Source organism: Pantoea sp. MT58, from assembly GCF_014495885.1.
GTDB classification, from domain to species: Bacteria; Pseudomonadota; Gammaproteobacteria; order Enterobacterales; family Enterobacteriaceae; genus Pantoea; species Pantoea eucalypti.
Window position 1 is genome coordinate 297,129 of the sequence record NZ_CP061084.1, and the last position, 22,503, is coordinate 319,631.

The following is a 22,503-nucleotide window of genomic DNA, read 5'->3' on the forward strand; positions in this document are numbered from 1 at the left end:
GCCTCACCGCGTGGCATGCGAGGACTTAAGGCGTGTTATCACCCTCGGGTGGCGGTGTCCCACTGATTTTTGGCATGCATTCATGGCGGAACCACTTCAGCGTCACCGGCTGTCGCCTGAACAGACGTTTAGCCAGCGGTATTAACTGTTCACCTACCAGCATGCCAAACAGCCCTGCCAAAGCAATGACGGGCGGCGCCGGAGAGTTGACGTTGATCAGGGCATAGATTACCCCGGCGAGCAGGCCCACCGCGAGAGAAATAACGCAGGATTTCAACATGTTCAGCTTATCCGCAATAAGGATGAAACAGGATGAACATCAGGCTGAAGCAAGGCAATTGCAGGCTTTTGTGCGGGAGATACCGCATGCACCAGCGCCCCACCCAACAGCATCCCCAGCAGACCCAGCAGCGCAATCGCGGGCGGTGCCGGTGACCGCACCTTTAGCAGGCCATATAGCAGGCCAATAAGCACCCCGGCAGCCAGGGAAACAAGTAGAGGATTCATGACCAGCTCCTGTTATGCCACTCAGCTGATCGGCGATTTTCCGCCGATCAGCTGGATGCCTTAGCGTATCGGTGCGTGAACCGGCGCCAGGGTACGGTGTTCACTTTTCTGACGTGATGGTGCTTTATGCACCATGGTGTAGGCGTAATCGACACCAATGCCGTAAGCACCTGAATGTTCTTTGGCGATGTTCATCACCGCATCATAAGTGTCACGATTGGCCCAGTCACGCTGCCATTCCAGCATCACCTGCTGCCAGGTTACCGGCACCACACCCGCCTGAATCATGCGCTGCATCGCGTAGTCGTGTGCCTCTTTAGTCGTGCCGCCAGACGCGTCTGCCACCATGTAGATTTCGTAGCCGCCTTCCAGCATCGCGCAGAGCGCAAAACTGTTGTTGCACACTTCGGTCCAGAGGCCAGAAACCACGACTTTTTTCTTCCCGTTTGCGGCCAGCGCATCACGCACTTTCTGATCATCCCAGGAGTTCATTGAGCTGCGTTCCAGAATATCCAGCCCTGGAAACACATCCAGTAACTCCGGATAGGTGTGACCCGAGAAGCTTTCGGTTTCTACCGTGGTGATGATGGTGGGGATACTGAAGACTTTCGCCGCCTTCGCCAGCGCAACGGTGTTGTTTTTCAGCACCTGGCGATCGATGGATTGCACCCCAAAGGCCATCTGCGGCTGCTGGTCAATGAAGATGATCTGGCTGTTATGTGGCGTGAGGACTTCAAGCTTAGCGTTGGACATGCGTTCACCCATAGAGGTTATGTAACGAAATTTCCGCCAACCGGCGTGTGCAAAATGACGGTCAGTGCAGGTTTATCGCCCTGCTGCTGGCTGTCTGGTCGCAGTGTAGAGCGACCTGCAACAGCAAACTATTATCTCTGCGTATAACTATACGAAGGTATAGGTATCCCTCTGTATAACTAGACGCCCCGTTAGCCTGCTCACCATAATCCGGCTTATTCGTGCCCTGTTATCTGCGGCACTTCCTGTCCCGCACTAAGCCGGACACCCCCGATGAGGAGCATCTATGGTTACGCTCGGTAAAGCAGAACTGATACTGACCCATGGCAAATTTCATACCGTTGACCGCAGTAATCCAGTGGCAGAAGCGGTTGCGATTCGCGATGGCAAGTTCGTGGCGGTCGGCACGCTGGCAGAGGCGATGGAATTTCACTGCGACGGCACCAAAGTGGTCGATCTTAAGGGCCACACGGCCGTGCCCGGCCTGAACGATTCACACCTGCATCTGATTCGCGGGGGGCTGAATTACAACCTTGAACTGCGCTGGGAAGGCGTGCCATCGGTTGCGGATGCGCTGCGGATGCTGAAAGAGCAGGCGCTGCGTACCCCTTCGCCGCAGTGGGTTCGCGTAGTGGGAGGCTGGACTGAATTCCAGTTTGCCGAGCGCCGGATGCCGACGCTGGATGAGATCAACGAAGCAGCACCCGACACGCCGGTTTTCGTGCTGCACCTCTATGACCGCGCCCTGCTCAATCGCGCCGCTCTGAAAGTGGTGGGCTACACCAAAGAGACGCCAAACCCGCCGGGTGGCGAAATCCAGCGCGACAGCAACGGCAATCCCACCGGTCTGCTGATCGCCCGTCCCAACGCGATGATCCTCTACGCTACCCTGGCGAAAGGACCGAAACTGCCGCTGGAACAGCAGGTCAACTCCACCCGCCAGTTTATGCGTGAGCTGAACCGTCTGGGTCTGACCAGCGCCATTGATGCGGGCGGCGGCTTCCAGAACTATCCAGAAGATTACGAAGTGATTGCTGAGCTGCATCAGAAAAAGCAGATGACGCTGCGTATCGCCTACAACCTCTTCACGCAGCGTCCGGGCCATGAGCTGGAAGATTTTGAAAAGTGGACGGACATGCTGACGCCAGGTCAGGGCAGCGACTATTTCCGTCACAACGGCGCAGGGGAAATGCTGGTCTTCTCGGCAGCTGACTTCGAAGATTTCCTGGAGCCTCGTCCGGATTTAGCCCCTGGCATGGAAGACGAGCTGGAGCGCGTGGTGCGTCATCTGGTTGAGCATCGCTGGCCTTTCCGTCTGCATGCGACCTATGACGAGTCGATCAGCCGGATGCTGGATGTGTTCGAAAAAGTGAATCGTGATATTCCGTTCAATGGCCTGCACTGGTTCTTTGACCATGCGGAAACCATTACTCAGCGTAATATCGATCGCATTAAAGAGCTGGGCGGTGGCATTGCCGTGCAGCATCGCATGGCGTTCCAGGGTGAATACTTTGCTGAGCGCTACGGCATAGAAGCCACCCGCCATACCCCGCCGGTTCAGAAAATGCTGGAGACCGGCGTGCCGGTCGGGCTGGGCACCGATGCGACCCGCGTTGCCAGCTACAACCCCTGGACCGCGCTCTACTGGCTGGTTTCTGGCCGCACCGTGGGCGGCATGCAGATGTATGATGTCAGTGCCCGCCTTGATCGTGAAACGGCGCTGATGCTCTGGACGCAGGGCAGCGCCTGGTTCTCCAGCGAGCAAGGCAAAAAAGGCCAGCTTAAGATTGGACAACTGGCGGACCTGGCGGTGCTGAGTAAAGACTTTTTCAGCGTCCCGGAAGAGGAGATCAAAGGCATTGAGTCAGTGCTGACCGTGGTGGATGGCAATATCGTCTATGCCGCCGGATCGTTCAGCGCAGATGCGCCGCCTGCGATTCCGATCCTGCCGGAGTGGTCACCGGTGGTAAATGTGCCGGGTCACTATCGCAGTGCTCCGCCGGTTGCGCAGAGCCGTGCAGGCATGATGCCCGCCGTCCACCACTGCAGCGGCCCGTGCAGTGTTCATCGCCACTCGCATGAGATCGCCCGTGGATCCAGCGTACCCGTTGCCGAAGATAACGCCTTCTGGGGCGCGCTCGGCTGCAGCTGCTTCGCGTTTTAATCATGAACTATGCTATCGCTCTTTCGCCCCGCATCAACGCGGGGCTGTTCTTCCTGCGCCTGACCGGCAGCCTGCTGTTGTTACAGGTACATGGGCTGCCGAAAATTCTGCATTTCAGCGAAGAACTGACGCGCATCGAAGATCCCTTCGGGCTGGGACCGATGATGAGCCTGCTGCCCGCTATCGTGGCGGAAGTCATCTGCCCGATTTTTATCATTCTCGGCTGGGGAAGCCGTATTGCCTGCCTGCCGATCATCGCGGTGCTGCTGGTTGCGATGCTGGTAGTCCACCCTGGCTGGTCACTGGCGGAAGGCCAGTTCGGCTGGCTGCTGCTGATTATCTTTACCACGCTGGCGCTGACCGGGCCAGGCGGCTGGCGCATCGGCGCAGCGAAACCTAAGGGGAGGCGTTATGGCACAGGTTAATGATATTCATCAGGTTGAGCAGGAACAGCCTGATGTGCGGCCCACTAATGAGGTTTCGCCGTTACAGCCACTGCGTCAGCCGGTGTTCCGTATGTTATGGATCGCCACTGTGGTTTCAAATATCGGATCATGGATGAATGATGTCGGCGTGAACTGGACCATGCTGACGCTGAGTGCCGATCCTCTGGCCGTGGCGCTGGTGCAGGCAGCCAGCAGCCTGCCGATGTTTCTCTTTGCACTGCCCTCCGGGGTGATGGCGGACATCGTTGACCGCCGTAAATATTTGCTGTTTTCCCAACTGTGGACGTTTACCGCCGCCGCCGGGCTGACCGTACTGGCCTGGACCGGTCATGTGACACCCGGCGTGCTGCTGGGCGCTGCCTTTTTGCTGAGCGCGGGTGCCGCCATGAGTTCGCCGCCGTTCCAGGCGATCGTGCCGGATCTGGTGACCAAACCGGAGCTCGGGCCTGCCATTGCTCTTAACTCCCTGGGCATTAATATCAGTCGCGCTATCGGACCGGCACTGGGTGGCCTGATCCTGTCGTTCGCCGGCCCCTGGATGGTCTTCCTGCTTAATGCACTATCGGTGCTGGGTGTCACCTGGGTGCTCTGGCGCTGGAAAGCGGAGCCGAGCGTCCAGCGTCTTCCGCCCGAACACTTCTTCCCGGCGGTACGGGCCGGTCTTCGCTACGTTCATGCGGCACCGGTCTTGCGTAACGTACTGGTGCGAACCTTCTCGTTTTTCCTGTTTGGCAGCGCGGGCTGGGCATTGCTGCCGCTGGTGGCACGTCGTGAACTGGGCCTCGGCCCTGGCGGCTACGGCATCATGCTGGCCTGCATCGGTGTCGGCGCGATTACCGGCGCGGTGCTGCTGCCGCGTTTGCGTCGTCACTTAAGCTCCGATCGCCTGATGGTGCTCGCCAGTCTTCTCTTCGCCATGACCATGCTGGCGCTGGCCTTTGTGCGGCACTTCTGGCTACTCAATGCCTTTGAGTTCTTCACCGGCTTTGCCTGGATCGCGGTGCTGTCGACGCTGAATCTTGGCGCACAGCGGAGCGCCGCGAAATGGGTGAAAGCGCGTGCGCTGGCGGTCTATCTGACAGTGTTCTTTGGATCGATGACCGCAGGCAGCGCCCTCTGGGGACAGCTCGCCTCGCACTTCGGCATTCCGCTGTCGCTCTGCGTCGCCGCGCTGGGGATGGTGCTCGCCAGCAGCACCGTCTGGCGCTGGCGTCTCGATCAGGATCCCGATCTCAATCTCGATATGGTTGGCGATGGCGTTAATGCGCCTGCACTGGATATCCGTCATGAACGAGGGCCAGTGATGGTAAATTACGAATACCGGATTACTATTGATGATGCACATGCCTTTACCGTCTGCATGCAGGATATGCGGCGGGTCAGACGTCGTGGTGGCGCCATCAACTGGTCACTTTATGAAGATATCCTGCAGCCCGGTATTTTCGTCGAGACGTTTGTGGTCGGCTCCTGGGTCGAGCATCTGCGTCAGAAAGAGCGCTACACCATCAACGACAAAAAGATAGAGCGGCGGGTTTTCGCTTTTCATAAGGGTGAAAATCTCCCCGAGGTTCGCTATCTGGTGGCGCCAGTGTGACTGGCTACACCTTCTCATCATTCATCACGTCATACAGAGGGCAATACCATGAGCACCTTTAAAACGACCGACGGTACACAGATCTACTTTAAAGACTGGGGAACCGGTAAGCCTGTTTTGTTCAGCCACGGCTGGCCGCTGGATGCCGACATGTGGGACAGCCAGATGAACTTTCTGGCCGACCATGGCTATCGGGTGATTGCATTTGACCGCCGTGGCTTTGGCCGCTCAGATCAGCCCTGGAACGGCAATAACTACGATACCTTTGCGTCGGACATCAACGACCTGATCACCCATCTTGACCTGCAGAACGTGACGCTGGTGGGCTTCTCTATGGGTGGCGGTGACGTCACGCGTTATATCGGCAGCTATGGCAGCGATCGCGTCGGGGCGCTGGTGCTGCTCGGTGCCGTTACACCTATCTTTGGCAAAACGGCAGACTATCCGCAGGGTGTCGATATGTCGGTGTTCGAAGGCATTCGTGATGGCCTGCTCAAGGATCGCGCGCAGTTTATCAAAGAGTTCGCGACGCCGTTCTACGGCACTAATGCCGGACAGACCGTCTCCGATGGTGTCATGACGCAGACGCTGAACATCGCGCTGCTGGCCTCACTCAAAAGTACCGTGGATTGCGTGACCGCCTTCGCGGAGACCGATTTCCGTGCCGACGTGGCGAAAGTGAATGTGCCGACACTGGTCATTCATGGCAGCAACGACCAGGTCGTGCCGTTTGAAACCACCGGCAAGGTTGCGGCGGAGATGATTGAGGGTGCTGAACTCAGGATCTATGACAATGCGCCACATGGTTTCGCCGTGACGCATCAGGATCAGCTGAATCAGGATCTGCTGGCGTTCCTTAACGCGCAGTGATGCAAAAAACTGCGCGGCTTTCACCGCGCAGTTTTCTTTTTATCGGGTTGGATGATTCACTTCATTCGGACGCAGGTCGAATAACAGCACCTCTGCGCCTTCACCATGACTGAACGACAGCGTTTTCTCGTCGCGAACCCGCGCACCATCTCCGGCATTAAACTGCAGGCCATTGACTCTGACACTGCCACGCGCCACATGAATATAGGCGTAGCGATCGTCCGGGAGTGTAATAGTCTGCTGCTCATCGCCCTGGAACAGTCCTGCATAGATGCGAATATCCTGGCGTACCCGTAATGCCCCATTTTCACCGTCCGGCGAAATAATCAGCCGCAGATTACCGCGCTTATCTGCTTCGCTGACGGAGATCTGCTGATAACCTGGCGGAGTGTTTTTCTCTGCGGGTACCACCCAGATTTGCAGGAAATGCACACCCTCGGTGCCGGAGTGGTTGAACTCGCTGTGGGTCACACCGCTACCGGCACTCATTAGTTGCACATCGCCAGGGACAATCACCGAACCGGTTCCCATTGAGTCTTTGTGCTCAAGCGCCCCTTCCAGGACATAAGAGATAATCTCCATGTTACTGTGCGGATGAGCGCCAAAACCCCGTCCTTTGGCAACCCGGTCATCATTAATCACCAGCAGATCGGAGAAGCCCGCCTGTTTCGGATCCCAGTAGTTTGCAAAAGAGAAGGTGTGACGTGAATTCAGCCAGCCGTGATCGCCCACACCGCGTTGCTCTGACAATCTTTGCTCAATCATATTCTGCCCCTTCGTTGATTCGGGAAGTGCGAATGCCCTTCGATGGAAACAGCATATAAGTAAACCTGAGTGCCACACAATGACCTGATCTGGCAATCACTGTCTCATTTAGGTGGACAATATGAGCGACAATATCCCGATGAAGGGTATGCGGGTGAGGCGTTCAGCTGCTGGCTCGCACCACCAGCTCACCCTGCATAATCACAGATTGCGGCGGCGCGTCGGGCCAGGCAATTTTCTGCAACACCAGCTCACAGGCGCGACGACCAATCTCCTTTGAGGGCTGAGCCAGTGTGGTCAGCGGGGGTGAGACCATGCTGGCCAGTTCGCTGCCGTCAAACCCCACCAAGGCGAAATCCTGAGGGATCCGCAGTCCCGCCTGCTGAATCGCCGCCATCGCACCGGCGGCCAGCGTATCGCAAACCGCAAACACCGCATCAGGCCGGCTTTCAGCAGCCAGCAGTTGATTCATTGCTGCTTTACCGGCACTGAAACTCAGTGCACTGGCATACGCGATGGCCTGCCAGCTCAGTTGCTGTTCATCAAGCTCTGTGGTGTAGCCCTGCTGACGCAGGCGGGCATAACGGTAGCTCAGGTCGTGATTGATCAGCGCGATGCGCTTTCGTCCCTGCCTGGCAAGATAGTGCACCACGGACTGCGCAGCGGCTTCATCATCAATGCCGACGCAGGAGATCTGGCCGTTATCATCATGTTCGGCGCACTGAACCCAGGGTGCCGAACCTATCAGCTGACTCAGTTCCGGGAGTTTGCTGAAGGCATCCATGGTGATGATGCCATCCACCATCTTGCCGGAGAGCAGTTGCAGACTGGACCGTGAACGGGCGATGTCCGCGCCGGAGTTACACAACAGGATGCGATAGCCGTTTTTCTCCGCCTGCTCCTCAATACCTTTGACAACCTCAGCGCAAAACGGGTTGGAGATATCTGAAACCAGCACAAGGATCATTGAACTGCGCGCTGTACGCAGCTGACGTGCCAGCAGATTGGGCTGGTAGTTGCTCTCTTCAATTGCCGCGAGGACTTTCTGTCGATTAGCCGGTTTCACGCTGTCGCTGTTATTCAGCACTCTTGAAACGGTAGCGACCGAGACGCCCGCCATCAGGGCGATTCTCTGTATAGACATAGCGCTCCTTCTGTTTGAATCCGTGCAGATCGCCCACATAACACAGCCGCTGAATCTGCAAAATGGCCTCAGGTGTCACGATCCAGGCCCAACTGATGGCGTACTGATGGGCCGTTCTCTGCCAGAGCAAAATCATCAAAAGCGCGATCAGACACCGGAATGATATGCCGGCGGATAAACTCCGCGCCTTCACGCGCACCCGTCTCGCTATCCTTCAGGCAACACTCCCACTCCAGTACTGCCCATCCGTCATAGCCATACTGCGCCAGCTTGCTGAAGATACGGCTGAAGTCGATCTGACCATCGCCAGGCGATCGAAACCGTCCGGCGCGGGCCAGCCAGGGCTGATAGCCGCCGTAAACGCCGCTGCGCCCGTTAAGCTGATACTCAGCATCCTTGACGTGAAAGGCTTTGATGCGCGAATGATAAAGGTCGATGAATTGCAGATAATCGATGTGTTGCAGCAGGAGATGGCTGGGATCGAACAGGATATTGCAGCGAGGGTGGTGATTAACCTCCGCCAGAAAACGCTCAAACGTGACACCGTCATGCAGGTCTTCGCCGGGATGAATTTCATAACAGAGGTCAATGCCGTGATGGTCAAACAGATCCAGCACCGGCAGCCAGCGGCGCGCCAGCTCAGCAAACGCCTCATCAAACAGCGCGTCATGCTGCGGTGGCCACGGGTAAAACCAGGGCCAGGCGAGCGAGCCGGAGAACGTGGCATGCGCACGCAGGCCGAGCTTCTCTGAGGCAGCCGCAGCCCTCTTCAGTGTGGCAATAGCCCACTCAGTGCGCCGGGCCGGATCGCCACGTAATGCCGCCGGGGCAAAATTATCAAATGCCAGGTCGTAGGCCGGATTAACCGCTACCAGTTGACCTTCAAGATGGGTAGAAAGCTCGCTGATCTCCAGTCCGAAACCGGCCAGCACCCCTCGCACCTCGTCACAGTACGTCTGACTCTCCGCCGCCTTTTTAAGATCGAAAATAGCAGGCTGATGACAGGGGATCTGCAGTGCCTGATATCCCAGCCCGGCGGCCCACTTCCCCAGCCCCTCCAGCGAGTTAAACGGCGGCTGCGGGGTGATGAACTGTGCCAGGAAGATGCCCGGCCCCTTAATTGTTCTCATCATTAACTCCTGTGTCCTGCTATCGCCTAATCACGGTATTTGAACGAGAAGAAGAAGATAATCGCAATCAGCGCTGCAGCAATCGCGGGGATCCACCAGAATAACGCCCAGCTCTGGGCTGTGGCATTGCCCGCCACCAGATGGTTGTACAGAGAACCGGAGATTTGGGATCCCAGCAGCATGCCAATGCCGTAGGTGAACATCACCACCATGCTCTGCGCCTGACCTTTCACCTTTTCACCGGCAATCCGATCGGTGTAGATAAATCCCACCACGAAGAAAAAGTCGTAACAGACACCATGCAACAGGATGCCGAGGTAGATCAGCGTGCGCGTCTCATCGCTCATGCCCAGCGCGAACAGGGCGTAGCGAACAAACCACGCCATCATCCCAATCAGCAGCATGGTTTTGACGCCGAGGCGACGAAACAGCAGCGGGATGATCAGCATGAACAGAATTTCAGACATCTGTCCCAGTGACATCAGCGTGCTGACGTCCCGGATACCGGCATCCGCCAGCCACGAGGCGGTGAAGGCGTAATAGGTGCCCAGCGGAATGGAAATCAGCGTGGCGCACAGAGCAAAGACCATGAAATGACGCTGTCGCAGCAGTGCGAAGGCGTCCGCACAGAAGAGATCGCGGACTTTCAACGGCAAACCTTTGGCTGGTGCCGGCGTATGCGGCAGCGTCAGGCTGTAAATCGCCAGCAGTATCGAGCAGAGCGCCGCCAGCTGAAACACCGCCACGCTGTCAGCAATGCCTGTCACGCCGATAAAGATCCCCGCCACGATCCAGCCGATGGTGCCGAAGACTCTGACGATGGGGAAACTCCGCTCACTGCTGGCGAGACTGTGAAAGGCGATGTTATTTGAGAGTGCCAGCGTCGGCATAAAGCAGAGCGTATAGCCAAATAACAGTGCGATTAGCAGCACGCCGTTCTCCGCAATCAGCGCCTGTGGCACAAACCAGAGGATGGCTGCGCCCGCCAGGTTCATCACGGCCATGACTTTTTGCGAAGGGAAAAAGCGATCCACCAGCATGCCGAGCACAAACGGCGAGAGAATTGAGGCGATAGGTCCAGCTGAAAACGCATCTCCAATCAGCAACGGCATATTGTGTCGGGTCATCACCAGCCCCAGCGTGACCGACCAGCTGCCCCAGATAAAAAACTGCATGAACATCATGAGAGAGAGTCGCGGCACCAGCAGCTTATGCTGCACCCGCTGGCCTGCGCGCGCCTGCACCGTTGCAATCATGGGAACCTCGTGAATAAGTAATCGATTACTTTTTGATGGTGTGAAATTAATCGATTACCGTAACAGGTTCTCCTGCCCCGATCACAAATTATTCACCCTGCGTTATCATCCGGGTATCAACGATGCCAGACGACGGTGTCGGGAGGTCAACCGGTGGCATCAACCACCCGTGCTTTCCGGAAGCGATATCGCTCATACAACACCGAATAGAGACCGCCGATCACCACCAGAATTGCACCGATAACGGTGGTGGAAGTCGGCAGATTACCCAAAAGCAGATAGCCCACCGCCACCGACCAGATCAACGTCGTGTAATCAAACGGCGCCAGCAGTGAGGCTTCGGCGTACCGCAGGCTCAGAGTCATCAGGATCTGCGTGATACCGCCCAGCAGTCCACATCCCACCAGTAATGCCAGCTGGTTACCCTGAGGGACTTTCCAGCCGCCCGGAAGCGTAACCAGCGACGTTAGCGCCGTGGTGACAGCAAACCAGAATGCGATAGCACCGGGCTTCTCTTTCCCGTTAAGAAACCGAATCTGAACCAGCGCACAGGCAGTACATAAGGCTGCCATTAACGCCAGCAGAATGCCCACTGAGGATGAGAGCGAGAATGTGGCCTGACTCGTCAGGGTGAGATGCCCGGAGAACATGACCAGGATGCCGCTAAAACCGGTAAAAACCGCCACCCAGCGATGGTGCCGGACTTTTTCACGCAGAAACAATGCCGCCAGTAGCACGGTAAAAAGTGGCGCAGCATAGTTAATTGCGGTGGCATCGGTCAGGGAAATGTAGAGCAGCGACAGATAACTGAAATAGAGGCCGCCGGTTCCGGCCAGTCCTCGCACAAAATGTCCGCGAATATTCCGGGTGCGAATGCCATCCAGGATGCTGCCCTGAAAACTCAGCCAGATTAACAGTGGGACCAATGCCAGCACCGAACGGAAAAATATCACTTCACCGACCGGGATTGCGCCATCCAGTCCTTTAACACAAGCCAGCATCAGCGTTGAACTTAACGCAGCTGTGATCTTCATCGCTATGCCAGCGGAAGCGTTCATAGGGTTTTTGATCTCATCATGGGGAAAATTAGCAGGAGAATCAGCACTCTCACACACCATACTGGCACAATGCGATGCTGTGATCTGCCGTGATTGCGTTACAGACGGCATTTTATATTTTTTTGCCGCCGCGTCACGGCATGAACTGGCATGTGGATCAGCGTCCCTGCTGGTACACTCTTCCTTCTGCCCTGCTCTATGGGCCGCTTCTCTAAGGAACAGGAGTCTCCGATGTCCACGCTGCGTTTACTGCTATCTGAATCTAACGACCCCTGGTTTAATCTGGCGGTAGAAGAGTGCATTTTCCGGCAGATGCCCGCCACCCAGCGCGTGCTATTTTTGTGGCGTAATGCGGAAACGGTGGTAATCGGACGGGCGCAAAATCCGTGGAAAGAGTGCAACACGCGACGTATGGAAGAAGATGGTATCCGGCTGGCGCGTCGCAGCAGCGGCGGTGGCGCGGTATTTCACGACCTCGGCAACTGCTGTTTTACCTTCATGGCTGGCAAGCCGGAGTATGATAAAAGCGTCTCGACCGCCATTATCCTGCGTGCACTTAACGCGCTGGATGTCCCGGCGGAAGCGTCCGGACGTAACGATTTAGTGGTCAACACCGCTGAGGGACTGCGTAAAATCTCCGGTTCCGCCTACCGCGAAACACCGGACCGGGGTTTTCATCACGGCACTATCCTGATGGATGCCGATCTAAGCAGGCTGGCGGACTACCTTAATCCTGATGTGAAAAAATTGCAGGCCAAAGGGATTACGTCGGTCCGCGCAAGGGTAACCAATCTGGCAGAATTAGCACCGGGTATCAGCTATCAGGCGATCTGCTCAGCAGTGACTGACGCCTTTTTCGATCATTACGGAGAACGTTGTGAACCAGAGATGATTTCGCCTGAAGCCTTGCCCGACCTGCCGGGTTTCACAGAACAGTTCGCGCGGCAGAGTAGCTGGGCGTGGAATTTCGGTCAGGCACCTGACTTCTCGCATCTGCTTGACCAGCGTTTTGCCTGGGGCGGTGTGGAAATCCACTTCGATGTTGAACGTGGCGTGATCACTCGTTGTCAGATTTTCAGCGACAGTCTCAATCCTGCGCCGCTTGAAGCACTGGCGCAACGGATGCAAAACGTCACTTACCGCCCAGACGCCCTTGAACCGGTACTGAGTCAGCTGGTTGCGGATTTCCCGTTGCAACAGGCAGAGCTGACAGAATTGCAGCACTGGCTGGTCGCCAGCCTACGCTGAACAGTTGTTTTCATTTGCCCGTTTAGAAATCTGTCGCGGGCCATCTTCTCCTTAACAGCATTCCGTAAAAGACAAACGCAAAAAACCCGCACAAGGCGGGTTTTTATTAATTATCAATTTCAGGCTTATCTGCTCAGGCTGTTGCCGTCATCGCTATTGTAAGCGTTATTGATAACTAAGGCTTACATAGGGACTACGTTTGCCGCTGAAGGACCTTTAGCGCCGTTTTCAATCGTGAATTCGACCTGCTGGCCTTCGTCCAGAGTTTTATAATCGTTGCTCTGGATTGCAGAGAAATGTACGAATACATCTTTGCTGCCATCCTGAGGAGAGATAAAACCGAAACCTTTACCAGCGTCAAACCATTTTACTAAACCAGTCATTTTATTAGACATCGATATTTCCTTAATTTATGAGCCACTACGTGGCGAAGATGGCCTGTCTTTCAGAAGGTAACTTACCAGGCTTTTAGGAGGAGACTCACAAAGAAGGGGTATCTTGAGATATCGCTTGCACTGAGGACTGCTTTACTAAAACTGCTTTGATAAGGTCTGTGTTCCAAACCGATGACGCTATTAAGCCACGCTTTACCTATTTTAGCAAACATTGTTTTAATTTATTTTTAACATCCAGACGTCCGGAGCCCTTATAGTGTTCGGTCTCGTTTGATCCTGTCCGTTATTATTGCTTTCATTAACTGCTTATTTAACGCACAACGAATGAAGCAGCATAAAAAATAAACATTTATTGATTAAGCCGTAATAAAACGCAAAAAACCCGCACAAGGCGGGTTTTATTAATTATCAATTTCAGGCTTATCTGCTCAGGCTGTTGCCGTCGTAGCGATTATAAGCATCATTGATAATCAGGGCTTACATAGGGACTACGTTTGCCGCTGAAGGACCTTTAGCGCCGTTTTCAATTGTGAATTCGACCTGCTGGCCTTCGTCCAGAGTTTTATAATCGTTGCTCTGGATTGCAGAGAAATGTACGAATACATCTTTGCTGCCGTCCTGAGGAGAGATAAAACCGAAACCTTTACCAGCGTCAAACCATTTTACTAAACCAGTCATTTTATTAGACATCGATATTTCCTTAATTTATGAGCCACTACGTGGCGAAGATGGCCTGTCTTTCAGAAGGTAACTTACCAGGCTTTTAGGAGGAGACTCACAAAGAAGGGGTATCTTGAGATATCGCTTACACTGAGGACTGCTTTACTAAAACTGCTTTGATAAGGTCTGTGTTCCAAACCGATGACGCTATTAAGCCAGACCTTATCGACTATAGCAAACATTATTTTAATTTACTTTTAACATCCAGACGTCCGGACCGCCTTTATTGATTTTCTTAGCCTTTTGAAATTTTCAGTCAGGCAGAATGATAATCTTCATTGAACGATCAGAGTAAAAGGCCTTGCTGACAATCAATGTTGAAAAATGATACGAGTAATAGTGTGAATAACGCGCAGCGATAAAATGTATCGCTGCGCCCTCTTCTCTTTATATCAGGCCAGTTGTGTCTGCTGACGGGCAGCATGTCTCGCTGTCATGACAAACACCATAAGACCGGCAACACCCAGCGCAACGCCCACCCAGGCGGTAGAGATCCAGCCGTAGCCAAGCGACACCGTCAGACCACCGAGATACGCGCCCATGGCATTAGCAATGTTTAGCGCCGAGTGGTTCATTGCGGCAGCCAGGGTTTGCGAGTCATTGGCGACATCCATCAGGCGAATCTGCAACGACGGCAGCAACACCGAACAGGTGCCGATCAGGAAGGTCGCCAGCAGTCCGGTCGCCACATGCTGAACCAGCACCGGGAAGGCCAGCATTACCAGCACGTTCCATAACAGCGTCCAGCCAATAATATTCAGTACCGAACCATCCGCCAGACGGCCGCCGACCAGATTACCGATGATCATCCCCAGACCGAATGCCACCATCGCCCAGGGTATTAACGAGGGTGAGATGCCGGCAATATTAATTAGTGTCGGTGCGATATAACTAAAGATCGCGAACATTCCGCCAAAGCCTACCGCGCCCACCAGCAGGGTCAGCAGCACCTGTGGGTTTTTCAGCGCGCCCAGTTCCCTAAGCGGATGCGCATCTGCATCGCCTGCGACATAAGGAACATAACGACCAATCAGCAGGCAGGTCAGCAGACCAATCGCGCCCACAAAGGTGAACACCACATGCCAGCTGAAAAGTTGTCCTATCCAGGAGCCCAGCGGCACGCCGATCAGGGTCGCTACCGTCAGTCCCAGCATCAGGGACGCCAGCGCGCGGCCACGTCGCTCAATGGGTACCAGCGATGCCGCCACCAGCGAAGCCACACCGAAGTAGGCGCCGTGCGGCAAGCCTGTGAGGAAACGCGCAACAAGCAGACCGTGATAGCTATCAGCCATCGCGCTGGCGACATTACCGATGCTGAACAGCGCCATCAGGATCAGCAGCAGTGATTTACGCGCCATCCGCGCCGCCAGTACCGCAATAAACGGTGCACCTACCACCACGCCCAGCGCGTAACTGGCAATGGCGTTACCTGCCTGCGGCTCAGTGATTTCCAGAGAGCGTGAAACATCCGGCAGCAGGCCCATCATGATGAACTCACCCGTCCCGATGCCAAAGCCGCCCAGCGCAAGGGCCAGTAATGCCCAGCGGACAAAACCGGCATCGTCGGTTTTATGATTTTTTCTTAACAAAATTGATTCCCAATGGCCTGAACTGAAAAAAACGGAAGTGAGCCGGAGGGAGAAAGCAGAACATGTTCCCGTCCGGATAGAGCGGTCAGACTATAAAAAGGAAGAACGTGCTTAGCAACCCATTTTGTGATCTGGATCACTAAAAGCATTCAGTGGCGTGCAATGCCTGCTTTGCAGATTGGAACCAGACCGCCGGTAACACGTTCAGGATTCGAAGGTCATTCAGGCCTGGAGAGCCCATAATTGCTTTACGGGCCAGTCATTGCGTGCCTGTATTCACCCGCCCGCCAATGTCTTTCAGCTGGGAGTATTTCTCCAGCAGCTGTGGACCATCATCCAGGCTCATGGCAAACATCCACATATAGGTCATCACCGAATAGATGTGACCCGCATCAGTGCCGCCACGGCTGGACATCACTGCAATGGTGGCAGCAAACAGCAGCGCCGCCACGCTGCCAATCGCCAGATAACCGCACGCTTCCCTGTCGGAGAGGCGGATGCGCAGGCTGGCCATCACGCCATAGTGACGGCCAAGTGACGCGGCGTTCGCATTGCTGACAAAGCTCACCTCTTTCTCCAGCCGGTTATTCAGACGACCAAACAACGCGTCGTTTTTACGGGTAAACCCCGGCAGAAAACAGGCAAAGAACAGCAGGATCGCCAGACAGCCTGCGCCGGTCCAGAACTCGATAGCCAGCAGCATCACGGCGGCACCGGTCATCGACGCCAGCGAGGTTATCAGCACTGGAAGATGTTTCTCAAAAAAGTCGACAAATTCACGTGACAACGCCACCCGCGCGGCAATCGTTGAAGCGCTCTGGTTTTCGCTGCGCTGCGCCACAATCACCGGCACGGCCAGTTCAGCGTAAATGCGGGCAAAGGTGCGGGTATCCACACTGCGTCGTGCTGCGCCAATGGCCCACATAGTAAAGACCATCGCGGCATAGAGCACTGCATGCCAGGTCCTGCCGGAGATGATCGCATTGATCGCGAAGCCTGCCAGCAGCGGATAGAGGAGATACATGACATTCTCCGCCACCACCAGTAGCAGCGTGAGGAACAGCTTGCGGCTATGGCGACGGCCAAGCATTTTTAATGTCAGAATAGCGCTGCGGGGAGCCGCAACAGGAAGGATAGTTTTTGAGGAATGCATAGTTTCTGTTTCTGATATAGTTATTATTGAGCGGTCGCTCAAGTACAAAAAGCAGTCTATTTGAGCAACCGCTCAAAGTCAATGTAGCCATTATCGGGAGAATAATGAAAGAGTCAGCTGAAGCATTGAGCACCAGGATACTGGATGCGGCGATAGTCCTGTTTATTGAAAAAGGGATCGAAAAAGTGACTACCCGGGAGCTCACCGAATCAATGGGTATCTCACGCAGTCATATCTACCACTATTTCAGTAACTGGCAGACACTCTGCCTGGCGGCGCTGGAGCGCTTCATGCAGGTGGATTATGAAACGTTTGCTGACTCCCTGAAGATGCTCACACCCCGCCAGCGGCTGGCGACGCTTATCGAAAGCCATTTGCCGAGCGCACCGGATGCAACCTGGCAACTCTATGCGTCGTTCTGGCAGACGGCTGCACATAACGAAGCCTATGCGGCGCTGGCCGATGAGATGACGGATGCCTGGCAGGGTTTGATGGAAGCGATTATTCGTGACGGCGTCACGGATGGGACACTGCAGTGCATTAACGTGCCCCGTACCGCCAGACAGATCAGCGCCATGCTCAACGGCTATGCCGACCTGCTGACCATCAATCCTTCTGAAAAAAAAGCACGCGAAGCACTGGCAGACTTAAATCAATTTATTGATGCTGTCCTGTCATAAACCCGATTAACCGGTTTATTAGCGAGACGGCACCGACCAGATATTAATTAAATGTTAATAAAAGGTTTATTGTTTTAATTAGTCGGCGGTTTATTGCTGCTATAAATGCAGCTTCCGCAGTCAAACAGACTTATACCTTTTCTGTCTGATAAGGCCTCTTTTTGATAGCGTTTTTACCCGGAAACAGCTGTTTACACAGATTATTATCATTGACTTAGCGCAACCGGAGTCAGGTAAGCTGGTGTTTTTACGCCAGTTATTGGAAAGCAGCTAACGAAGCGGCAAGAATAGATGCGCTCAGAACCCCACCAAATTATTGATTCCTATAGTAAAGAATCCGATATCTGATGATGAAATTAAACATTGAGTCGGACCTTAAAAACACCTATATTGGCCGCGCTTTTACATAGCCACCCATTTTAATTCATTTATTCAACTGTGACGCTACGCCCGTCCCGGTTGTAGGAGAGATATGATGACGGATAAAGTCCGTATTGATAGTTTGAATGCACAGAACGCAAACGCTACCAACGAAACGTATTTAGCCCGTCAGGCTGAATTTGAATCAAACGTTCGCAGTTATCCTCGTAAATTGCCATTCGCAATTGCGAAAGCTCAGGGTGTCTGGATTACAGATGTCGAGAATAATCAGTATCTCGACTGTCTTGCAGGTGCAGGAACGCTGGCGCTGGGACATAACCATCCCGATGTTTTGCAGAGCATTCAACATGTCATTACCAGCGGCTTGCCGTTACATACTCTTGATTTAACTACGCCTTTAAAAGATGAGTTCTCTGAGTACCTGCTCTCCTTATTACCGGGCCAGGGCAAAGAGTACTGCCTGCAGTTTACTGGCCCGTCCGGCGCAGATGCCGTTGAAGCGGCGCTGAAACTGGCGAAAAAGCACACCGGTCGTTCCGGCATTATCAGCTTCTCCGGTGCCTATCACGGTATGACCCACGGCGCGCTGTCGGTCACCGGCAACCTGTCTCCGAAAGAAGCCGTTGATGGCATGATGCCGGAAGTGCAGTTCATGCCTTATCCGCACCTTTACCGCTGCCCGCTGGGCATTGGTGGTGAAGCGGGCGTAAAAGCACTGACTTACTACTTCGAAAACCTGATTAATGACGTTGAAAGCGGCGTTCGCAAACCCGCTGCCGTCATTCTGGAAGCGGTTCAGGGTGAAGGCGGTGTTAACCCGGCGCCAGCGGAATGGCTGCAGCGTATCCGCAAAGTCACCAAAGAGCATGGCATTCTGCTGATCATTGACGAAGTCCAGGCGGGTATTGCCCGTACCGGTAAATTCTTCGCCTTTGAACACGCGGGTATTGAGCCAGACATCATTGTGATGTCCAAAGCGGTCGGTGGTGGTCTGCCACTGGCGGTACTCGGCATTAAGAAAGAGTTCGATGCCTGGTCACCAGGTCACCACACCGGCACCTTCCGTGGTAACCAGCTGGCAATGGCCACCGGCCTGACGACCCTGAAACTGCTGAAAGATAATAACATCGCTGACAAAGTCGCGGCACAGGGCGAATGGCTGAAAGGCAAACTGGGCGAGCTGCAGCAGCGCTATCCGGTCATCGGCAATGTGCGCGGTCTGGGTCTGATGATCGGTATTGAGCTGGTGAAACCCGATGAGCCTGCTGACCACATGGGCAGCTTCCCGGCAGACGGCGAGCTTTCTGCGCTGGTTCAGAAGAAATGCTTCGAGAACGGCCTGATTCTGGAGCGCGGCGGACGTCACGGCAGCGTATTACGTCTGCTGCCTTCCCTGCTGATCACGGATGCAGAACTTGACGTGTTCATGGATAAATTTGAAAACGCCCTGCTGTCAGCTGGCGTGAAACCAGTTTGAGTGGAGTGAATGCAATGTCCCGGTTAAACCCGATTCTGGCGGCCTCAGCACAGAGTACCGAGGCCTACCAGCAGGCGATTGCCCAGAGTAGCGCGGCTGTCGTTAAGTGGCTGGAACAACCTGAGATGTATCAGGGAAAAACCGTCGCAGAGCTGCGCGAGCGCATCACGCTGGACTTCAATCCTCAGGGCCTGGGCAACCAGGCCGCGATTGAACGCGCCATTGAGTACTTCCTCAAAGATAGCCTGTCGGTGCATCACCCGCAGTGTGTGGCGCACCTGCACTGTCCGAGCCTGGTTATCAGCCAGGCGGCGGAAGTGCTGATCAACGCCACCAACCAGAGCATGGATTCATGGGATCAGGCACCGTCTGCCACCCTGATTGAAATGAAGCTGATTGAGTGGCTGCGCACCCAGGTGGGTTATCAGCCTGGCGACGCCGGTGTCTTCACCAGCGGCGGTACACAGAGCAACCTGATGGGGCTGATGCTGGCACGTGACGCCTGGTTTGCCCGCCAGGGACATTCGGTACAACAGGATGGCTTAACCGGCGACCTGAAGAAGATTAAAGTCTTCTGCTCAGAAAACGCACACTTCTCCGTACAGAAGAACATGGCGCTGCTGGGTCTGGGTTATCAGTCCGTCACGCAGGTAAAATGTGACCGCTTTGCCCGCATGGACATGGATGACCTGCGCCACAAGCTGGCCGTATCCAAAGCCAACGGCGAAAACATTCTGGCGATCGTTGCCACAGCCGGTACCACCGATGCGGGTGCGATCGATCCGCTGCGTGAGATCGCGGCGCTGGCGGCGGAAGAGAACATCTGGGTGCACGTCGATGCAGCCTGGGGTGGCGCACTGCTGCTCTCAGAAAAATATCGCGATTATCTGGATGGCATTGAGCTGGTCGACTCCATCACCCTGGACTTCCATAAGCAGTTCTTCCAGACCATCAGTTGTGGCGCTTTCCTGCTGAAGGAAGCACGTCATTATGAGCTGATGCGCTACCAGGCGGCCTACCTGAACTCTGAGTTCGATGAAGCGCAGGGCGTGCCGAATCTGGTGTCCAAATCGCTGCAGACCACCCGCCGTTTTGATGCACTGAAACTGTGGATGGGCCTGGAAGCGCTGGGTCAGAAGCAGTATGCCGAAATCATCGATCACGGTGTGACGCTGGCGCAGCAGGTTGCTCAGTACGTTGATGAACAACCTGCGCTGGAGCTGGTAATGAAACCGCAACTGGCCAGCGTGCTGTTCCGCTATCGTCCGGCGCATCTGGCGCACTTCAGCAGTGCGGATATCGCCCTGTTGAACCAGCGTATCGGTGATGCTCTGCTGGAGTCAGGCCGCGCTAACGTTGGCGTGACCGAGCACGATGGCGTGACCTGCCTGAAAATGACGCTGCTGAACCCGACAGTGACGCTGGATGATATCAAAGTGTTGCTGACACTGGTGGAAACCACGGCACAAAAGCTGGTGTAATTTCCCCGCAACCCGCAGTCCGTCGCATCAAACAAAACCAGCCGCCAGGCTGGTTTTTTCGTTCAGGCAGCTCTGTTTTCCAGTCCCAGCTTTTCAGCCAGCCGATGCACGGCAGAAGCCAAAAGGTACTCCTCTGCGATCTCCGAAAATTCCGACCAATGCTGGCTCAGAAACCAGGCCACGACTTCGCTTTCCTCTTGTGACAATTCCATATCGTCTCCCGTTAGAATCAGGAAAGTATGGTTGGCGATATATATCGGGACATCAAGCGCGTATTGCCGGATGAGCGACAGAATCGGGTCCCATTTGACCCAACATACAGCCAGGCACTGATGCAGACCTGGACGATTGCCAGATGCCCTGCCCCTGGTCTGTCTCAGCGCGCGGGTGGCTCATCCAGCATCCGCAGATGGTCATCTTTATTGAGCGTCATCAGAGCCACAATACTTACCAGTGCTGTCGCCATCACATACCAGGCGGGAATATCGGGGTTACCCGTCTCCTTAATCAGTCCGGTGATGATTAATCCTGCGCAGCCGGAAAACACCGCATTGGAGAGTGAATAGGCCAGCCCAAGCCCGGTATAGCGCACCCGCGTCGGAAACATTTCGGACAGCATCGCGGGTCCTGGCCCGGCGAGCAATCCGACTACCCCGCCCGCGATAAACACCACCAGCGCTTTTAGCAGCAATCCGGCGCTCTCTGACTGCAACACGTTTAACAGCGGCAGAGAAAGTACCAGCAGCAGTACCGCCGCCGAGACCATGACTGCCCGTCGCCCAATCCTGTCGCTCAGCATTCCGGCCGGAATAATCGTGGCGGCAAAGCCGAGGTTGGATATCACCGCAATCAGCAGCGCCTGGTTAAAGCCAGTCTGCAGCGATGCCTGCAGATAAGTCGGCATGATCACCAGCCAGGTATAGCCCGCCGCCGACCACACCATCAGTCGGCAGATACCCAGCAGAATCGTTTTCAGTGTGTCACCCAGGCTGGCGTCGATTTTTGCTACAGGTTGCGCCTGCTGCTGAATAAATGCCGGCGTCTCCTCCATCTGTACCCGCAGCCAGAGCGCCAGAACGCCCAGTGGCAGCGCGACAAAGAACGGAATGCGCCAGCCCCAGCTCAGCATCTGCTCCGGCGTCAGCAGCACCGAGAGCAGCGCGACAATGCCCGCGCCTGCCAGCAAACCCAGCGCCACGGTAAAGGATTGCCATGCGCCATACAGACCCCGCTTACCGCGCGGCGCAAACTCGGTCATCAGTGAAACTGCCCCGCCATACTCGCCACCCGCGAATAGCCCCTGCAGGATGCGCAGACCGGTCACGATCAGCGGCGCCAGAATACCCAACCGGGCGTAGGTGGGAACCAGACCAATAGCCGTCGTCGCCAGCGTCATCATGATCAACACAAAGATCAGTACAGGTTTGCGCCCGATGCGGTCGCCCATACGGCCAAAGATGATCGCACCCAGCGGACGGAAGAAAAAAGCGATGGCGAATGAGGCATAGGTCAGCAGCAGCCCGGTCAGCGCGGATTCCCCTTCCAGCCGGAAGAAGTTCTGCGCAATAATGGTAGCCAGAAAGCCATAAACCGCGAATTCATACCATTCAATGAAATTTCCTACCGAACCGGCAAGCAGAGCACGTTTACGGCTGGCAGAGCTGAGCAGATTTCCAACGGGTCCGGACATGA

The 22,503-nt window shown here is 55.1% G+C and carries 22 protein-coding genes; 8 read left to right on the forward strand and 14 right to left on the reverse strand.

The window, feature by feature from the left end; genetic code table 11:
• Positions 1 to 25: 25 nt before the first annotated feature.
• The 3 genes from IAI47_RS20290 to IAI47_RS20300 are packed head-to-tail and all read right to left on the reverse strand — an operon-like array spanning position 26 to position 1,260.
• Positions 26 to 280, reverse strand: coding sequence for a XapX domain-containing protein (locus IAI47_RS20290; protein ID WP_008924690.1), 255 nt, complete (start codon positions 278 to 280; stop codon positions 26 to 28).
• Positions 281 to 282: 2 nt separating this feature from the next.
• Positions 283 to 507, reverse strand: coding sequence for a DUF1427 family protein (locus IAI47_RS20295; RefSeq protein WP_008924691.1), 225 nt, complete (start codon positions 505 to 507; stop codon positions 283 to 285).
• A 60-nt stretch (positions 508 to 567) separates the two neighbouring features.
• Positions 568 to 1,260: a hydrolase gene (locus IAI47_RS20300; protein WP_033742913.1), complete on the reverse strand. Its 693-nt coding sequence runs from the start codon at positions 1,258 to 1,260 to the stop codon at positions 568 to 570.
• A gap of 286 nt (positions 1,261 to 1,546) precedes the next feature.
• On the opposite strand from IAI47_RS20300, the gene IAI47_RS20305 reads away from it, so the two are divergent.
• From IAI47_RS20305 to IAI47_RS20320, 4 genes are read left to right on the forward strand one after another with little or no spacing between them, the layout of a single operon-like run.
• Entirely contained in the window at positions 1,547 to 3,424 is a 1,878-nt protein-coding gene (locus tag IAI47_RS20305) for an amidohydrolase (protein WP_008924692.1), read from the forward strand.
• A 2-nt stretch (positions 3,425 to 3,426) separates the two neighbouring features.
• Positions 3,427 to 3,849: a DoxX family protein gene (locus IAI47_RS20310; protein WP_008924693.1), complete on the forward strand. Its 423-nt coding sequence runs from the start codon at positions 3,427 to 3,429 to the stop codon at positions 3,847 to 3,849.
• Positions 3,836 to 5,464 (forward strand): MFS transporter, encoded by a 1,629-nt coding sequence (locus IAI47_RS20315; protein ID WP_008924694.1) that lies wholly within the window; start codon positions 3,836 to 3,838, stop codon positions 5,462 to 5,464. Before IAI47_RS20310 ends, IAI47_RS20315 begins: the two co-directional genes overlap by 14 nt.
• A 48-nt stretch (positions 5,465 to 5,512) precedes the next feature.
• Complete coding sequence (locus IAI47_RS20320) at positions 5,513 to 6,334, forward strand: alpha/beta fold hydrolase (protein ID WP_003855192.1); 822 nt, start codon at positions 5,513 to 5,515, stop codon at positions 6,332 to 6,334.
• A 39-nt stretch (positions 6,335 to 6,373) separates the two neighbouring features.
• Here IAI47_RS20320 and IAI47_RS20325 read toward each other — a convergent pair whose 3' ends face one another.
• From IAI47_RS20325 to IAI47_RS20345, 5 genes are all read right to left on the reverse strand, one after another.
• The gene (locus tag IAI47_RS20325) at positions 6,374 to 7,099 is read right to left on the reverse strand and encodes a pirin family protein (protein ID WP_003855194.1); all 726 of its coding nucleotides are present in this window, start codon (positions 7,097 to 7,099) and stop codon (positions 6,374 to 6,376) included.
• 163 nt (positions 7,100 to 7,262) lie between these two features.
• On the reverse strand, positions 7,263 to 8,243 hold the full coding sequence (locus IAI47_RS20330) for a LacI family DNA-binding transcriptional regulator (RefSeq protein ID WP_008924695.1): 981 nt from the start codon (positions 8,241 to 8,243) through the stop codon (positions 7,263 to 7,265).
• A gap of 68 nt (positions 8,244 to 8,311) precedes the next feature.
• Positions 8,312 to 9,373, reverse strand: coding sequence for a sugar phosphate isomerase/epimerase (locus IAI47_RS20335; protein ID WP_003855197.1), 1,062 nt, complete (start codon positions 9,371 to 9,373; stop codon positions 8,312 to 8,314).
• Positions 9,374 to 9,399: 26 nt separating this feature from the next.
• A complete protein-coding gene (locus IAI47_RS20340; protein ID WP_187961285.1) occupies positions 9,400 to 10,629 on the reverse strand; it encodes an MFS transporter in 1,230 nt (409 codons plus the stop codon).
• 146 nt (positions 10,630 to 10,775) lie between these two features.
• Complete coding sequence (locus tag IAI47_RS20345; RefSeq protein ID WP_008924697.1) at positions 10,776 to 11,687, reverse strand: DMT family transporter; 912 nt, start codon at positions 11,685 to 11,687, stop codon at positions 10,776 to 10,778.
• Between the two features lie 231 nt (positions 11,688 to 11,918).
• On the opposite strand from IAI47_RS20345, the gene IAI47_RS20350 reads away from it, so the two are divergent.
• Complete coding sequence (locus IAI47_RS20350; protein ID WP_003855204.1) at positions 11,919 to 12,935, forward strand: lipoate--protein ligase A; 1,017 nt, start codon at positions 11,919 to 11,921, stop codon at positions 12,933 to 12,935.
• A 182-nt stretch (positions 12,936 to 13,117) separates the two neighbouring features.
• On the opposite strand, the gene cspA (IAI47_RS20355) is transcribed toward IAI47_RS20350, so the two are convergent.
• The 4 genes from cspA (IAI47_RS20355) to IAI47_RS20370 form a co-directional block, all read right to left on the reverse strand.
• Entirely contained in the window at positions 13,118 to 13,330 is a 213-nt protein-coding gene (gene cspA / locus IAI47_RS20355) for an RNA chaperone/antiterminator CspA (protein ID WP_003855207.1), read from the reverse strand.
• A 477-nt stretch (positions 13,331 to 13,807) separates the two neighbouring features.
• Positions 13,808 to 14,020: an RNA chaperone/antiterminator CspA gene (gene cspA / locus IAI47_RS20360; RefSeq protein WP_003855207.1), complete on the reverse strand. Its 213-nt coding sequence runs from the start codon at positions 14,018 to 14,020 to the stop codon at positions 13,808 to 13,810.
• Between the two features lie 422 nt (positions 14,021 to 14,442).
• A complete protein-coding gene (locus tag IAI47_RS20365; protein WP_008924698.1) occupies positions 14,443 to 15,639 on the reverse strand; it encodes an MFS transporter in 1,197 nt (398 codons plus the stop codon).
• Positions 15,640 to 15,898: 259 nt separating this feature from the next.
• A complete protein-coding gene (locus IAI47_RS20370; protein WP_008924699.1) occupies positions 15,899 to 16,792 on the reverse strand; it encodes an ABC transporter six-transmembrane domain-containing protein in 894 nt (297 codons plus the stop codon).
• A gap of 104 nt (positions 16,793 to 16,896) precedes the next feature.
• Between IAI47_RS20370 and IAI47_RS20375 the strand changes: the two genes are divergently transcribed.
• From IAI47_RS20375 to IAI47_RS20385, 3 genes are all read left to right on the forward strand, one after another.
• Positions 16,897 to 17,472 (forward strand): TetR/AcrR family transcriptional regulator, encoded by a 576-nt coding sequence (locus IAI47_RS20375; RefSeq protein WP_008924700.1) that lies wholly within the window; start codon positions 16,897 to 16,899, stop codon positions 17,470 to 17,472.
• A 472-nt stretch (positions 17,473 to 17,944) separates the two neighbouring features.
• Positions 17,945 to 19,330 (forward strand): diaminobutyrate--2-oxoglutarate transaminase, encoded by a 1,386-nt coding sequence (locus IAI47_RS20380; RefSeq protein WP_003851454.1) that lies wholly within the window; start codon positions 17,945 to 17,947, stop codon positions 19,328 to 19,330.
• Between the two features lie 14 nt (positions 19,331 to 19,344).
• On the forward strand, positions 19,345 to 20,811 hold the full coding sequence (locus IAI47_RS20385) for an aspartate aminotransferase family protein (protein ID WP_008924702.1): 1,467 nt from the start codon (positions 19,345 to 19,347) through the stop codon (positions 20,809 to 20,811).
• A gap of 62 nt (positions 20,812 to 20,873) precedes the next feature.
• Here the strand turns inward: IAI47_RS20385 and IAI47_RS20390 are convergent, their stop codons facing one another.
• Together IAI47_RS20390 and IAI47_RS20395 are read right to left on the reverse strand one after the other, a co-directional pair.
• Complete coding sequence (locus tag IAI47_RS20390) at positions 20,874 to 21,023, reverse strand: hypothetical protein (protein ID WP_008924703.1); 150 nt, start codon at positions 21,021 to 21,023, stop codon at positions 20,874 to 20,876.
• A 164-nt stretch (positions 21,024 to 21,187) separates the two neighbouring features.
• The gene (locus IAI47_RS20395) at positions 21,188 to 22,501 is read right to left on the reverse strand and encodes an MFS transporter (RefSeq protein ID WP_008924704.1); all 1,314 of its coding nucleotides are present in this window, start codon (positions 22,499 to 22,501) and stop codon (positions 21,188 to 21,190) included.
• Between the last annotated feature and the right edge of the window lie 2 nt (positions 22,502 to 22,503).

What these genes read in the sequence shown, in the direction of transcription:
- IAI47_RS20310 (WP_008924693.1), top strand. Translation starts at nt 3,427, where the DNA reads ATGAACTATGCTATCGCTCTTTCGCCCCGCATCAACGCGGGGCTGTTC.
- IAI47_RS20380 (WP_003851454.1), top strand. Translation starts at nt 17,945, where the DNA reads ATGATGACGGATAAAGTCCGTATTGATAGTTTGAATGCACAGAACGCA.
- cspA (WP_003855207.1), bottom strand. Translation starts at nt 13,330, where the DNA reads ATGTCTAATAAAATGACTGGTTTAGTAAAATGGTTTGACGCTGGTAAA.
- IAI47_RS20300 (WP_033742913.1), bottom strand. Translation starts at nt 1,260, where the DNA reads ATGTCCAACGCTAAGCTTGAAGTCCTCACGCCACATAACAGCCAGATC.
- IAI47_RS20345 (WP_008924697.1), bottom strand. Translation starts at nt 11,687, where the DNA reads ATGAACGCTTCCGCTGGCATAGCGATGAAGATCACAGCTGCGTTAAGT.
- IAI47_RS20290 (WP_008924690.1), bottom strand. Translation starts at nt 280, where the DNA reads ATGTTGAAATCCTGCGTTATTTCTCTCGCGGTGGGCCTGCTCGCCGGG.
- IAI47_RS20390 (WP_008924703.1), bottom strand. Translation starts at nt 21,023, where the DNA reads ATGGAATTGTCACAAGAGGAAAGCGAAGTCGTGGCCTGGTTTCTGAGC.
- IAI47_RS20325 (WP_003855194.1), bottom strand. Translation starts at nt 7,099, where the DNA reads ATGATTGAGCAAAGATTGTCAGAGCAACGCGGTGTGGGCGATCACGGC.
- IAI47_RS20350 (WP_003855204.1), top strand. Translation starts at nt 11,919, where the DNA reads ATGTCCACGCTGCGTTTACTGCTATCTGAATCTAACGACCCCTGGTTT.
- IAI47_RS20315 (WP_008924694.1), top strand. Translation starts at nt 3,836, where the DNA reads ATGGCACAGGTTAATGATATTCATCAGGTTGAGCAGGAACAGCCTGAT.
- IAI47_RS20340 (WP_187961285.1), bottom strand. Translation starts at nt 10,629, where the DNA reads ATGATTGCAACGGTGCAGGCGCGCGCAGGCCAGCGGGTGCAGCATAAG.
- IAI47_RS20335 (WP_003855197.1), bottom strand. Translation starts at nt 9,373, where the DNA reads ATGAGAACAATTAAGGGGCCGGGCATCTTCCTGGCACAGTTCATCACC.
- IAI47_RS20375 (WP_008924700.1), top strand. Translation starts at nt 16,897, where the DNA reads ATGAAAGAGTCAGCTGAAGCATTGAGCACCAGGATACTGGATGCGGCG.
- IAI47_RS20370 (WP_008924699.1), bottom strand. Translation starts at nt 16,792, where the DNA reads ATGCATTCCTCAAAAACTATCCTTCCTGTTGCGGCTCCCCGCAGCGCT.
- IAI47_RS20395 (WP_008924704.1), bottom strand. Translation starts at nt 22,501, where the DNA reads ATGTCCGGACCCGTTGGAAATCTGCTCAGCTCTGCCAGCCGTAAACGT.
- IAI47_RS20330 (WP_008924695.1), bottom strand. Translation starts at nt 8,243, where the DNA reads ATGTCTATACAGAGAATCGCCCTGATGGCGGGCGTCTCGGTCGCTACC.
- IAI47_RS20295 (WP_008924691.1), bottom strand. Translation starts at nt 507, where the DNA reads ATGAATCCTCTACTTGTTTCCCTGGCTGCCGGGGTGCTTATTGGCCTG.
- IAI47_RS20305 (WP_008924692.1), top strand. Translation starts at nt 1,547, where the DNA reads ATGGTTACGCTCGGTAAAGCAGAACTGATACTGACCCATGGCAAATTT.
- cspA (WP_003855207.1), bottom strand. Translation starts at nt 14,020, where the DNA reads ATGTCTAATAAAATGACTGGTTTAGTAAAATGGTTTGACGCTGGTAAA.
- IAI47_RS20385 (WP_008924702.1), top strand. Translation starts at nt 19,345, where the DNA reads ATGTCCCGGTTAAACCCGATTCTGGCGGCCTCAGCACAGAGTACCGAG.
- IAI47_RS20320 (WP_003855192.1), top strand. Translation starts at nt 5,513, where the DNA reads ATGAGCACCTTTAAAACGACCGACGGTACACAGATCTACTTTAAAGAC.